The sequence below is a fragment of the Alkalibacillus flavidus genome (assembly GCF_040545925.1).
In the GTDB taxonomy this organism is placed as follows: domain Bacteria; phylum Bacillota; class Bacilli; order Bacillales; family Alkalibacillaceae; genus Alkalibacillus; species Alkalibacillus flavidus.
In genome coordinates, this window is record NZ_JBEPMX010000016.1 from 1 (window position 1) to 13,774 (window position 13,774).

At 42.9% G+C, this 13,774-nt stretch carries 15 protein-coding genes and 2 other annotated features (1 of these 17 cut by a window edge); of the genes, 5 read left to right on the forward strand and 10 right to left on the reverse strand.

Going from position 1 to position 13,774, the window contains the following annotated elements; translation table 11 throughout:
- Positions 1-164 precede the first annotated feature (164 nt).
- Entirely contained in the window at positions 165-1,067 is a 903-nt protein-coding gene (htpX, locus tag ABID56_RS12085) for a protease HtpX (RefSeq protein ID WP_354221576.1), read from the reverse strand.
- A 172-nt stretch (positions 1,068-1,239) separates the two neighbouring features.
- Between htpX and ABID56_RS12090 the strand changes: the two genes are divergently transcribed.
- The 5 genes from ABID56_RS12090 to ABID56_RS12110 all read left to right on the forward strand — a co-directional run bounded on the left by ABID56_RS12090 (position 1,240) and on the right by ABID56_RS12110 (position 5,755).
- Positions 1,240-1,848, forward strand: coding sequence for an RlpA-like double-psi beta-barrel domain-containing protein (locus ABID56_RS12090; protein WP_354221578.1), 609 nt, complete (start codon positions 1,240-1,242; stop codon positions 1,846-1,848).
- A 166-nt stretch (positions 1,849-2,014) separates the two neighbouring features.
- On the forward strand, positions 2,015-2,497 hold the full coding sequence (locus ABID56_RS12095) for a DUF456 domain-containing protein (protein WP_354221580.1): 483 nt from the start codon (positions 2,015-2,017) through the stop codon (positions 2,495-2,497).
- 27 nt (positions 2,498-2,524) lie between these two features.
- Entirely contained in the window at positions 2,525-3,823 is a 1,299-nt protein-coding gene (locus tag ABID56_RS12100; protein WP_354221582.1) for an alpha/beta hydrolase, read from the forward strand.
- Between the two features lie 109 nt (positions 3,824-3,932).
- Positions 3,933-5,363, forward strand: a complete 1,431-nt coding sequence (locus tag ABID56_RS12105; RefSeq protein ID WP_354221584.1) for a sensor domain-containing diguanylate cyclase — start codon at positions 3,933-3,935, stop codon at positions 5,361-5,363.
- 158 nt (positions 5,364-5,521) lie between these two features.
- Positions 5,522-5,755, forward strand: coding sequence for a hypothetical protein (locus ABID56_RS12110; RefSeq protein WP_354221586.1), 234 nt, complete (start codon positions 5,522-5,524; stop codon positions 5,753-5,755).
- A gap of 70 nt (positions 5,756-5,825) precedes the next feature.
- On the opposite strand, the gene ABID56_RS12115 is transcribed toward ABID56_RS12110, so the two are convergent.
- From ABID56_RS12115 to trpE, 9 genes are all read right to left on the reverse strand, one after another.
- Positions 5,826-6,026 (reverse strand): GyrI-like domain-containing protein, encoded by a 201-nt coding sequence (locus ABID56_RS12115; protein ID WP_354221588.1) that lies wholly within the window; start codon positions 6,024-6,026, stop codon positions 5,826-5,828.
- Positions 6,027-6,240: 214 nt separating this feature from the next.
- Positions 6,241-6,984: a sulfite exporter TauE/SafE family protein gene (locus ABID56_RS12120; RefSeq protein WP_354221590.1), complete on the reverse strand. Its 744-nt coding sequence runs from the start codon at positions 6,982-6,984 to the stop codon at positions 6,241-6,243.
- A gap of 18 nt (positions 6,985-7,002) precedes the next feature.
- Positions 7,003-7,794 (reverse strand): tryptophan synthase subunit alpha, encoded by a 792-nt coding sequence (trpA, locus tag ABID56_RS12125; RefSeq protein ID WP_377946584.1) that lies wholly within the window; start codon positions 7,792-7,794, stop codon positions 7,003-7,005.
- A gap of 10 nt (positions 7,795-7,804) precedes the next feature.
- The gene (gene trpB, locus ABID56_RS12130; protein ID WP_354221592.1) at positions 7,805-8,992 is read right to left on the reverse strand and encodes a tryptophan synthase subunit beta; all 1,188 of its coding nucleotides are present in this window, start codon (positions 8,990-8,992) and stop codon (positions 7,805-7,807) included.
- Between the two features lie 2 nt (positions 8,993-8,994).
- The gene (locus ABID56_RS12135) at positions 8,995-9,606 is read right to left on the reverse strand and encodes a phosphoribosylanthranilate isomerase (protein WP_354221594.1); all 612 of its coding nucleotides are present in this window, start codon (positions 9,604-9,606) and stop codon (positions 8,995-8,997) included.
- Positions 9,603-10,400, reverse strand: a complete 798-nt coding sequence (gene trpC / locus ABID56_RS12140; protein WP_354221595.1) for an indole-3-glycerol phosphate synthase TrpC — start codon at positions 10,398-10,400, stop codon at positions 9,603-9,605. The genes ABID56_RS12135 and trpC overlap by 4 nt, the downstream gene beginning before the upstream one ends.
- Positions 10,400-11,428, reverse strand: a complete 1,029-nt coding sequence (trpD, locus tag ABID56_RS12145; protein WP_354221597.1) for an anthranilate phosphoribosyltransferase — start codon at positions 11,426-11,428, stop codon at positions 10,400-10,402. The genes trpC and trpD overlap by 1 nt, the downstream gene beginning before the upstream one ends.
- On the reverse strand, positions 11,400-12,008 hold the full coding sequence (locus tag ABID56_RS12150) for an anthranilate synthase component II (RefSeq protein WP_354221599.1): 609 nt from the start codon (positions 12,006-12,008) through the stop codon (positions 11,400-11,402). Before ABID56_RS12150 ends, trpD begins: the two co-directional genes overlap by 29 nt.
- Positions 12,009-13,385, reverse strand: coding sequence for an anthranilate synthase component I (gene trpE / locus ABID56_RS12155; protein WP_354221601.1), 1,377 nt, complete (start codon positions 13,383-13,385; stop codon positions 12,009-12,011).
- A gap of 57 nt (positions 13,386-13,442) precedes the next feature.
- Positions 13,443-13,704, reverse strand: a binding site (T-box leader).
- A 45-nt stretch (positions 13,705-13,749) separates the two neighbouring features.
- Positions 13,750-13,774 (reverse strand) — a binding site (T-box leader) (it continues 226 nt past the right edge of the window).

The window sequence follows — 13,774 nt, forward strand, 5'->3', positions numbered from 1 at the left end:
GAAATTCATCCGCGATACGGCGAAATTCATCCGCGATACGGCGAAATTCATCCGCGATACGGCGAAATTCATCCGCGATACGGCGAAATTCATCCACGATACGGCGAAATTCAAATCTATAAAATAAAACTGAACCTGACCGACGTATTCGGTCAGGTTCAGTTTTATTTTTGTTCTAAGCGGCGGATACGTTCATCTAAATCTGGGTGAGATGAAAGTAACTTCATGAGACCGCCTTTATTATTAATTTTCATTGTTTGGATTGCGTCGTCGTTCGTGTTGTCCTGCACAGTATTTACTGTGTTCTTCAGTGAACGAAGAGCATGTTGCATTTTATCTTTACCAGCTAAGTCTGCGCCACCTCGATCGGCGTGGAATTCACGGTAACGTGAGAACGCCATGACGACCATACTGCCTAAGATCGAGAATAAAATTTGGAAAATGATAATCGATGCGAAATGAACGACAAATCGCATTTCTTCATTAACAAAATTAGATACGATCGATGCGACGATACGTGATAAGAAGACGACAAAGGTGTTAATGACACCTTGGAGTAACGTCATCGTTACCATGTCACCGTTTGACACGTGTGCAACTTCGTGTGCGAGCACGCCTTCGACAGCATCATCATCCATCGAGTTTAATAAGCCAGTTGAAACAGCGACGAGTGATTTCTTCTTAGACGGCCCGGTCGCAAAGGCGTTTACCTCTTGTGAACGATAAATACCGACTTCCGGCATATGCATTAAACCAGCTGAACGAGATAAGCGATGAACACGTTCAACGAGCTGGCGTTCTGCTGTTGATAAGTTGTCATTTGGGTCAAGGACTTGTACTTTCATCATTTTCTTCGCCATCCAGCGTGACATCGCAAGCGAAATGAAAGAGCCGGCGAAACCGACTAGAATACTGAAGACCGCTAATGAGCCATAACTTCCAATACTGCCCGTTGCATCATACATCGGGCCAATGTCAGTAAACGACACAATTGCAGTCCAAACAATGACGATCGTTGTTAATACGAGAATGTTTGTTAATAAGAAAAATAATATTCTTTTACCCACTATACTTCCCTTCCTTTCTTAATCGTCCACACGTATTATACCACGAAAGTCAGTTAACGAAAACGTAAAAGCACCTTAGATGCCACGCATTTCACAAAATAGTTAAACGATTATTAAAAATGATGCATACAATGTGATGTGAAGCTAAATGATGATCAGGAGGTTACACGATATGAACGATTATGAACAGCTTTATTATTTATCCCCCACTTATGTATATGCACCGTTTAGAGTAGAACATGAAGATGGATCAGTAGCAGGTGATGCGACTTGGACTGAAGGAGGAGAGGTGACAAAATGTAATTTGTCATGGTCTGATATGAATAATATGACAACAGCGGTGAGTCCGAACAGTCCTTATCAGTGCGGTGATTTATTAAAAGTCACATACTTAGAAACGGGCCAGTCGATTACGGTTAAAGTTGTTGATTCTGTTTCTGGCTATCCAAAAAACCGTTTGAATTTGCATCGTCAAGCGTTTCAAGCACTTGGGGCTAATCTTGATTTAGGGGTCATACCGGTTGTCATTTCACGTGTGTCAGCTAGTAACGGTAGTCGTTACGAACAGATGCTTATGAATATGATGCAAGCCGCTTTTCCCAATGCCCGCATGAAACAAAGTCGTCAAACGAATAAAGAACAAATGTCTGGTGGTCGCATGAAGGAGACGTATGAGATGGTGTTAGAAACGGAAGTTAGCGATGTGACGATGCAAGGTGATGTTGTGTATCACCCGACAAGTCAACAAGTCCAGTCCATTCATTTCAAACGTTTATCATGAAAATAAAAGAGTGCGTCTTTTAAAGGCGCACTTTTAACATAAAAAATCAAAAAAGTGCAGGAAAACTTTTGCAAAATGTCGAATGATGGCAATATAATTGTAATTATTAGTTGTATCGATTACGATTTAATTAAATAATGAGTTTTGAGAGGCTTGATATAACGATATGGATATTATTTGGTGGATATTAGTGATTGCGTTTTTCGTATTAAGTTATGCAGGTGTTATTTTCCCTGTTATTCCGGCGCCGCTTGTTCTGTGGGTTGGCTTTTTCGTTTATCATTTCGGTATAAATGCTGATGAATTGTCGTGGATTTTTTGGGTATCGATGGCGATTTTAACGGTTGTCTTAATTGTTGCGGATATCGTCGCCAATAGTTATTTTGTTAAACGGTTTGGTGGTTCGAAACAAGGCGAATGGGCTGCCGCGATTGGCGTTATTGTCGGCTCATTTGTGATTCCACCGTTTGGTATTATCGTTGTTCCAGCGGTTTCTGTGTTGATTGTCGAGCTGCTACAACGTAAGCATATTCAAGCAGCATTTCGCGCAGTGGTCGGTTCACTGTTAGGTTTTCTCGGTGGCGCTGTAGCGAAAGTCGTGATTATGACCGTGATGATTGTTTGGTTTTTCGTTGTTATCATTTTTTAATTGATCAAAGGAAAGGGGGGTTAACCTGTGCGAAAATGGTTATGGTTAGCTGTTATATTAGTGCTGATCGGATGTACGAATGAATCTGAGTCGACTAATGAAACGGATCCGTTAGATGACTTATTAGGGGTTTGGCACGGTCAAATTGAAGTGCCTAATATGCCGTTAAACATTCAGCTTACCTTTGAGCATGATGAGCAAGATCAAATCGTTGGCTTTATCGATATTCCAGCTCAAGGCATTAGTCGTTATCCACTGTCTTCATTAGAACATGATGAGGGACAAGTTCGTTTTCAAATGGATGTTCCGGGTCAATTCATTGAATTTGTAAGCGATTTACCGTCCGATGGTAAACTGACAGGTGACTTCAAGCAGCAAGGGCATACGTTTGATTTTGCATTAGAAGAAGGTGAGCTAATGACTCAGTCTGAAGCAAATGAGGAAGTTGATTGGCTATCTGTCGAGACAGAAGTCGGAACGTTAAAAGGTGAATTGGAACAACCAAGTGAGGCCACAAATGAAACGGTAGCCTTAATCATCCCAGGTTCTGGCCCAACAGATCGTAATGGGAATGGATCTGGTGTTGAAAGCGATAGTTTGAAACTGTTGGCTGAATCCTTGGCTTCTCAAGGTGTCGCAAGTTTACGTTACGGTAAGCGCGGCGCTGGTGAAAATCAAGATGTATCCATTCCAGAAGAAGAAATGACGATTGAGCGGATGGCGGAAGACGCTGTGCAATGGATTGAGCGATTGAACGAAGATTATAAACAAGTCGTCGTTATCGGTCATAGCCAAGGTGCGCTCATTGGTCAATTAGCAGCATTACAAACAGACGTTGATGGATTTATCTCGATTGCTGGAGCGGGTCGGCCAATCGATGACGTGTTACAAGATCAATTAGAACAACAATTACCGCAAGACTCAATGCAACAAGCCAGTGATGTTTTGGAACAGTTGCGTGAGGGTAATATGGTGGAAGAAGAGGCTATCAATAGCGAACTATACAGTATATTTCGTCCGACGATTCAACCATTTTTAATGTCATGGATGGCTTATGATCCGGCTGACTCGATATCGGAATTAGAGGTCCCGCCATTGATTATACAAGGGACACATGACCGGCAAGTTACCGAGGAAGACGCAGAACGTTTAGCTGAAGCCCACGATGAATCGCAATTGGTAATCGTTTACAAGATGGATCATGTGCTAAAAGTCTCAGATGGTCAAGACGATTTATCAAATTATAAAAACCCTAATGAACCTCTGTCAGATCGTATGCTAGAAGCTTTAAAGGGATATATTTCAAATGAAACCGTAGAGAAATAGTATTTTTCAAAAAACAAGCAGGTCTAGGTCTTAAGTGCTGGAATTTTTACACAATAAATGTTAAAATTAAATATCTGAAATTTAAACGGATGGTGGGTGGCATCTTATAATGGTAAAACCGATAAATGTTGAGCAATTATTAGTCGAGCAAAGTGAAGTTGTGCATTTAATGGCTCAAGATGAAATTCCTCTCAACGATACATTAAACAAATTGATCGAAACATTGGATATGACTTTGCCCGGCGTTTGGACAACGTTATTGTTTTATGATGAAGAAAGAGATGTATTAACTGATGGCATGGGGCCAAGCTTTCCAGCGAAGTTTTTCGAAGAGGTTGGTGAAGTTCCGGTTGCGAACGGTGAAGGGTCGTGTGGTACGTCTGCATTTTTCCGTGAACCAATCATCGTAGAAAATATTAAAACCGATTGGCGTTATGCTCCATACCGTAAACAGATTGCTGAACAGTATAATTTAAAGGCAAGTTGGTCACACCCAGTGATTACGAGTAAACATCAATTAGTTGGCACATTGGCTTTTTATATTGATGAAGCACGTGAGCCTTCAGAAGCTGAACTAAATGTTTTAGACATATTCGCTAATTTAGCAGCTGTCATTATTGAGAAAAAAACGTCAGAAGAATTGCTTAAAACAGCCCGAAACGTATTAGAAAAAACACCAACAATAATTATCAAGTGGAGTGCTGAAGAAGGTTGGCCAATAGAATTTGTTTCTCAAAATATTAATCAATTTGGCTATGATGCTAAAGATTTAATGAAACAAGGAATGTCATATAGTTCAATAATGCATCCTGATGACGTTTTAACAATCGGAAGTAAAGTGGCCTATTATATTGAAAACGATGTCAGAGAGTATGAACAAGAATATCGTATCTTGACCGCTGACGATGAAGTGCGCTGGGTAAGTGATCGCACCATGCTCGAGGTTGATCACTACGGAGAAGTTGTCGGTTTTCAAGGAATATTGTTCGATATCACAGCCCGTAAACAAGTGGAAGAGCAGGCGCAATATTTAGCGAACAATGATCCGTTAACAGGTCTTGCTAATCGTCGTTATTTCAAACACAAGTTTGAATTGGCTTTAGAAGAAGCGAAGGAATCGAATGCCCAATTAGGTGTGTTGTATCTCGATTGTGATAACTTTAAGGAAATTAACGACGAATTAGGGCATGATATCGGCGATGAATTTTTACAACATTTTGCGAAACGATTGAACAATGTGTTACGTGACGATGATCTAATCGCTCGTATTGGTGGCGATGAATTTAATATACTTTTAAATGATGTAGAAACTAAAGAACAAGTGAACCGTGTAGCTGAACGAATTTTAGAAGTCGTGTTTGAACCTTGGGAATTACAAGGGGTACTGTATCATATTACAGTGAGCATTGGTGTCTCATTTTTCCCACAAGATGGAAGTAAAGCTGATGAATTAATTAAACGAGCGGACCAAGCACTTTATGGCGCGAAGTTTAACGGCAAAAATGGTGTCGTTTGGTATGAATCATTGACTGAAGAATAATCTGTTTCTTTAGGCTAATCTATTTCAAAAAACTTAATTGAATTGCTCAAAATTTCTGTTAAAACCCTCATTTTATGCTAAAATGGTTTAAAAGTCTGATTAAATAGCTCAGAATTAGATAACGAGAGAGTATACGTGCCATTAATGGGGGAATGAGGTTGAAAGGATTCGCAAAAGGGGTTGTCACAATAGGCGTACTCTCTATAATTGGTGGTATCGCCTTCATCATCATGGATTATGTGACAAACGATTGGTCGTCGCTACTCGACTTTGTGACATATATCATACTCGAAGATTCCGAGCGTGCCCTATGGCAAGTCGGGATTGTTATCTTGCTGTTAGGACAGTGGATACTAAAACGGCAGAAACGAAAAAATCGCATTTTTTATTAAACAGTCACCTTTATATGAGGTGGCTGTTTTTGTTTGACAATAGAATAAGATGCTGCTCGGAAGCAACACCTTATTCAACCGGGATTTGAATTTCAGATAAGTAATCTTCAGGATTTTGGGACATGTAATGATCAATAATTGTGCGTTCAATAGCATCGCCTTTAATCGTCAATTGATGCTCATCGATAAATTGGAATATCGTCTCGTAATAACTTGGTGAGTGTATTCGTGCGTCACGACAGTATAAACAAACATATCGTCCGCCTGGCAATGTCGACTTTAATTCACTATCAACCTATTGTTCATCCACCATTAAAAAGACTGAATTATAACTGTTATAGTCTTCTTGCATTATTCGTTCGATCGGTAATGTAACCCCGACGGATCCAATGAAAATCGAGGACGATATTAAATAATAAACTCTCCAGTCGCTGGAGAGTCAACAGAAATTGAGAATTATTTTCAATTATTTTTTAGGATGGCCGTTAAGCTAGCCAGACATTATCAACGATAACATAAATGATCAGGATAGCCGTCACCACGCGGAGGAGAGGTTTGATATGATCGGGATTTAATTGACTAGCTAGTCTGACGCCGATTTGAGCGCCGATGAGTGAGCCAGTGATAAGTGTGAAAGTTAACGTCCAAATAATATGGCCGGATGCGATATAGCTAATGGCGGCTCCGAAACAACTGGCGAATGTCGCTGCACGCATTAAACCGACAGCGCGATAGTAGGCAATGCGGAGGTATGAGAAGACGTATAACATGAGCGTACCTTGACCAGGGCCGAACATGCCATCGTAAATACCGATCCCGTACAATAGCGGTGTGCCTCGTGTTTTGAATCGAAACGTATTCGTGCCATCGAAGCTTGCCTTATTAATGAACGAAAATAAAAAGGCAAAGATTAATAGACTAATCGCAATTTGATACATTCTATCAGGCGGAATCACCGATGCCACGTAACCACCTGTAATACCGCCTGCCAAACTGACAGGAACGATTTTGAGTCCTTCGTTTAATGTGACGCCACGGTGGCGTAGTACCATCACGAAAACGAAAAACGAGCTGATAGAATTGGTGACTTTATTGGCGCCAATAGCTGAGTGGACAGGAATACCGAGGGCAAGCATAGCAGGGAGGCTAATTAAGCCACCGCCGCCAGCCAGTGTTCCTAATATCGTCGCACTTAAGCCGACGAAAAATAATAAAACCGTTTCGAGCATGGTCGTCACATCTTTCTACTAAGAATCTTTTGCATCGATAAGTGATTGGATATGGTTAAAGTCATTTGCTTGTATACTTTTAATAATTTGGCTGCCGACGACGACACCATCAGCGATTTGCGTCATGTCACGTACATGGTCAGGTGTTGAAATGCCAAAACCGGCTAATACAGGTACGTGACTATGTGTTTTCAGTAATTCAAAATGATCAGCGAGGTCGTCTGCGAACGTGTCACGCGCACCGGTGATTCCGTTAACTGTTACCGCATATAAAAACCCTTCCGATGCCTCGGCAATATGTTTAATTCGTTCGGGTGAACTCGTTAAAGAAACGAGCTGAATTAATGCTAAACCGTACGTTTCTTTTGCGTCGTCAATAAATGATTTATGCTCTAACGGCAAGTCGGGAATGATTAAGCCATCGATTCCAGCAGCTTGAGCGTCTTTCATAAATTGGTTAACGCCGTATTGAACGATGGGGTTCAAATACGTCATCGCAATAATCGGTGCGTCTATTGTATGGCGTTCTGTTTGTAGTGTATCAAGAATCGCATGTAAAGTCACACCCGATTGGCGTGCGCGAATGCCTGCATCTTGAATCGTGGGGCCATCAGCAACAGGGTCAGAGAACGGGATTCCGATTTCGATAGCTGATGCCCCTGCTTGGTCAAGACGTTGTAACGTAGGGATAAGTGTGTCTATACCACCGTCTCCTGCCATAATGTATGGAACGAAAAGATGGTCGCCTTGCTCAAGCGTTTGATTAAATTTGGTGTCGATATATGATTTGCCGTGTGTCATTGTTGGCATGATAGGCCTCCTAACCTTGTAAATGATGTTGCACCGCTTCGACGTCTTTGTCGCCACGGCCAGATAAGCAAATAACGAGTGATTGTTCAGGTGACATTGTTTTGGCAATGTGAACGGCTTCTGCGACAGCGTGTGAGCTTTCGAGTGCAGGAATAATGCCTTCTGTTCGTGATAACAATTGAAACGCTTTTAATGCATCATCGTCTGTTACGGAACGATAATCCACACGACCTGAATCGTTTAAGTAGCTATGCTCTGGGCCGACACCTGGATAATCTAATCCGGCTGAAATAGAGCTTGCTTCTTGGATTTGACCACCTTCATCTTGTAATAAATGCATCATCGCCCCGTGCAAAATACCAGGGGTACCTTTCGTTAACGTAGCGGCATGGTGATCTGTCTCGACGCCATGTCCAGCGGCTTCAACACCGTATAAATGAACGCTTTTGTCCTCGACAAATGGATAAAACATGCCCATGGCATTACTACCGCCTCCGACGCATGCGACGACAGCATCAGGCAGTGTCCCTTCCGAATCCAGGTGTTGTTGTTTCGTTTCACGTCCAATAACGCTTTGAAAATCGCGGACCATCGTTGGGAATGGATGTGGTCCTAAAACAGACCCCATAATGTAATGCGTATCATCAACGTGGCTCACCCAATACCGTAACGCTTCGTTCACAGCGTCTTTTAGCGTTGCGCTCCCTTGGTCGACCGATTCGACAGTAGCCCCGAGTAATTCCATACGAAAGACGTTTAATTTTTGCCGTTTAATATCTTCTGCGCCCATGAAAATGACACACTCGAGGTTGAGTAGGGCACATACTGTTGCCGTTGCGACCCCATGCTGGCCAGCTCCTGTTTCAGCAACGACTTTTCGTTTGCCCATTCGTTCGGCTAGCAACGCCTGCCCGACTGTGTTATTAATTTTGTGCGCCCCTGTATGATTGAGGTCTTCACGTTTTAAATAAATTTTAGCGCCACCGATTTCTTCGGTTAAATTGGCCGCGTAATAAAGGGGATTACGTCGCCCGACATATTGTGTTAATAAATCGTTGAGTCGCGCTTGAAATTGGTCGTCATCTTTTATGGCGTTATAGGCTTCTTCTAACTCTTGAACGGCTCCCATTAACGTCTCTGGAATGAACTGACCACCGTAAGGGCCGAACATGCCGTTTGTTTCGGTTGTTTGTGTCATGTTTAACGCTCCTTTATTCGTGTGATAAATGTTTCAATTAAGTCATGTTGCTTTCGACCGTCTCGTTCGACGCCGCTTGATACGTCGACGATAGCGGGTGCTGTTTCGCTAATTGCTTGTTGAATGTTACCGGCATTCAGTCCACCAGCTAATATTAATCGACGACGGTCAAATGGCAAGGTTTCTAATAGATGCCAATCAAATTGAGTTCCATTCCCGCCGCGGTATGGGCCGCTTGCGCTATCGAGCAGTAAATATTCGGCTTTGTCGTATTGTGACGTCGCCTTTAAATCTTTTGCCTCATGAATTCGAAACGATTTAATATAAGGCACGTTTAGTTGTTCGCAAAATTCAGGTGTCTCATCGCCGTGTAACTGAACGTAATCTAACCCGACTTCATGAGCGGTCTGTTCCAAAGTTTGTTTTGACGCATTGACAAAGACGCCAACTTTTTTGACGGATGATGGGATAGAAGCGGCGATTGGTTTGGCTTGATCGATTGTGACTTGTCGCTTACTATATGCGAAAACGAACCCAATCATGTCAGCCCCTGCTTGAACAGCAGTTTCGGCATGTTCTTGTTCGCGAATGCCACATATTTTAACCTTTGTCATGATGAGCCCCTCCTTGTCGTTGGGACGCGCAATTGGCTCAAAGCACCTTCGACGTCATCGGTTTTCATAAACGATTCGCCAACTAAAATGCCGTCTGCACCCGCTTTTGCGACTCGCTCAGCATCGTCTTTTGTTCGGAATCCACTTTCGCTGATGATGACTTTGTCTGGGTCTTGAATGCGGTCGATTAATGACTCGGTTACAGATAAGTCGACGTTAAAGGTCATCAAATCGCGATTATTAATCCCGATGATGGTCGCGCCAATTGATAGAGCGATGTCGAGTTCAGCTTCGTTGTGCACTTCGAGTAACACTTCTAATCCGAGTGCTGTCGCTTGCTCATATAAATCGTTTAGCCGTTCGGGTGATAGTGCTGCGGCAATTAATAACACGACGCTCGCGCCAGCTTGCTTGGCCCGTTTTAATTGAATCGGATCGAGGATAAAATCTTTACACAAAACAGGAACGTTAACGTTGTGCTGCACGTCAACTAGGTCGTCGATTGAGCCTTTGAAATATGGTTTGTCAGTCAAAACTGAAATCGCGGATGCTCCAGCATCTTCGTATAATTGAGCCTGTTCGGGCGGCTCGATACCGATATTAATATCACCTTTGGAAGGGGATGCCCGCTTAATTTCAGCGATAATCGATAATTGATCGTCTCGTTTAAATGACTCGTATAGTGATGGTTTTGTTGAGTGTTGAACAGGCTTAGTTAATAGGTCATCTTGTTGGTAAAGGTGCTGAATTTCTTCGCTTTTCGTGTCGAGTATTCGATCTAGAAATGTATCCATTACGAAATCTCCTTCCGCTTACGGTTTTGGCTGTACGTGATTAACGTATCAAGTTTCGCTTTTGCGCGCCCAGAATCAATCGTTTCCTTAGCAATTTCAACGCCTTCGCGAATCGAATTCGTCATATTAGCTGCAAATAATCCAATCCCTGCGTTGAATAACGTCGTTTCATAATAAGCGCCGCGTTCGCCGTTTAAGACATCGAGTAAAATGTTCGCGTTTTCCTTCGCATCGCCGCCGACGATCGAATCGTTGTCGTAAGTGTTTAAACCAACATCTTCAGGACTTAATGTAAACGGAATGAGCTCACCTTCTTCTAATAATACGAAATGATTTTCGCCGGCAAGCGTCGCTTCGTCAGTATAACCAGCGCCATTCACAACGACACTACGTTTGCGTCCAAGGCGTTGGAGGACAGCCGCCATTTTCATAAGCATGTCGCGACGGTACACCCCTAAAAATTGTGTGTCTAAGGCGACGGGGTTGGTTAACGGCCCGATTAGGTTGAAAATCGTCGGTACATTGAGCGCTTGGCGGACTTTCATAATCGGTTTTAATTGATGATGAACGTGTGGCGCGAATAAAAACGCGATCCCGTTCGTTTCGATTAAATGTTCGACTTCATCGCTCGAGAAATCGAGTGCTACACCGAGTTCTTCTAACACGTCCGCGCTTCCGGTACGGCTTGAGACGCTACGGTTACCGTGTTTCGCCATTTTAACGCCAGCCCCTGCAAGAACGAAGGCAGACGTCGTACTAATGTTGAACGTATGTGCGCCATCACCGCCAGTGCCACAATTGTCCATCACATTCGACAGTTGTTTTTGGATAGGCATCGCTTTTTCACGTAAGACGTCTACAATCGCGGTGATTTCTTCAACCGATTCACCTCTAACTTTTAACGCGGTTAAGACAGCGGCAATTTCGCTTTCTGTTGTCGACTCGTCAAATAAACTATAAGCAACGGTGGTCATTTCCTCTTGGGTTAGCTTTTCGCCATTAACTAATCGTTGTAATTCGTTCATCATGATTCTCCTTTCCGATACGTTGTAAAAATCGATTTAAGATTTGTTTCCCTTCCGTCGTACCGATTGACTCAGGGTGGAATTGAATCCCGAATAACGGGTGATTGTCATGTTCGATTGCCATTAACTCACCGTCATCCATCGTGATCGCTTTTCGCTTGAAGAATGGCGGTAGTGTTTGTTCGTTGACGACGAGTGAGTGATAACGCATCACATTTAAAGGCTGACTTAAATACTCGAACAACCCATTTCCTTTGTGTAAAATTAATGATTTCTTGCCGTGCCTTACCTCACCCGCTTTTTGGACTTGGGCGCCAAATGCTTCGGCAATTATTTGATGACCTAGGCAGATCCCTAAAATCGGAATCTCTTCATAAAATGTTTTAACGGTTTCAATGGAATCGGGATAATCGTTTGGCTTACCAGGGCCAGGTGATAAAACGATCGCGTCTGGCTGCATGTTTTTAATCGATGAGATGTCGACGTCATCGTGCCGTTTCACAGTGACAGAAGCACCGAGTTCCTCTAAATATTGAAATAAGTTATACGTAAATGAATCGTAATGATCAATGAGTAAAATCATTTAAGTGACCTCCATTAGCGCTTTCGCTTTATTTAATGTTTCGTCATATTCACTTTCAGGATCAGAGTCATGAACGACACCAGCACCAGCTTGCACATATGCGGTATCGTTTTTTAGCACCATTGTTCGAATCGCAAGCGCAAAGTCTAATTGCCCGTTAATCGATACATAACCGACAGCCCCTGAATAGGCACCGCGTTTTGTCGGCTCTAAGTCATCGAGTAGTTGCATCGCTCGAATTTTAGGGGCACCACTGACAGTTCCGGCAGGGAGAGTCGCTTTAAGTGCTTCAAGCGGTGTCATATTCGGATTTAATTGACCGCTGACTTCAGACACGATGTGCATCACATAACGATAGCGCTCGATCGTCATATATTTCGTTAACTCGACGGTGCCTGGTCTTGCGATACGACCAACATCATTTCGACCTAAATCAACTAACATTTGGTGTTCGGCGATTTCCTTTTCATCGGACAACAGTTCATCTGCTAACGCTTGATCTTCGGCTGTTGTTTGGCCGCGTTTGCGTGTGCCGGCAATCGGATTCGTCGTGACGTAACCGTTTTGCACACTAACGAGACTTTCCGGTGATGCACCGAGAATGGTGTACGTGTCGAAATCGATAAAATACATATAGGGTGACGGGTTTCGTTTCCTCAATTGCCGATAAAAATGAAACGGGTCACCCTGATACGATGCGCTTAGTCGTTGCGACAAGACAGCTTGAAACAACTCGCCTTCAACGATTTTGTCCTTAATCTGTTGCACATAATTCATATACGTTTGTTTGGATAAGTTAGACTCGAATGCGTCTAATTCAAATGTACTGTTAGTGAGTGGTGTGTTTTCAGTTAACTCGCTTAACATTTGGTTAATAACGTCGTCTAAATCGTATGTTTCACCAGTAATCCAGCGGTCGAATGCGAAACAATGAACCGTCTGTAAGAGATGATCATAAACAACGACTTGTTCATAAAACATGAGATGAACATCTGGCATATCAAGATCATTGTGACTCGATGCACCGATCGGTTCGAACTGTTTCGCTAGGTCGTATGCCATGTAACCAACCCCACCAGCAAGGAACGGGATGTCGCTCGGTAATGTTAATTGATCATCGATTAAGTGAGCTAAGGCATCGATTGGATCACCTGTTGTTTCGGTCGAGTTGCCGGTGTGGACATTAATGTATTGTAAGCTTTGCCCATTTGCGATGAATTCGTAAAACGGATTTGCGCCGATAAACGAATAGCGGCCTTTGTCCTCGTGTTTTAATGAACTTTCTAATAAAAATTTCTTATCGCCTGATAAGCGTTGGTATATCGATATTGGTGTATGTTGATCGCCTTCAATCGTTTCGTGACGGTATTGAATCATTGTAAAACCTCCTGATAATTAGCTATAAAAAAAGTCCTCTGCATACGGGTTGTGTATGCAGAGGACGACGTTTGATCGCGGTGCCACCTCAATTGAAAAAGTTATCGTAACCTTTTCCGCTTCATGTCGGGTACGGGAAGGTCAAGGGGGAACCTTCCGATACCCTATCCGGTTAACGGTGGAATGCCGGGTGGCCGTACTCGGTTTCAGGCCACCTCTCGTAAGTCCATTCAGCGAATCGTATCATGCTAGCATCTCACCATCGCCAGCTCTCTGTTATGAATCCGGTTCGCTTACTCCTCTTACTCAACGATTTCGATCGATTCTGTTTTTGCGTATAAAAAAAGAGCCTTCCATCCTTGTGAGAAAGGACGGAAGACCCGTGGTGC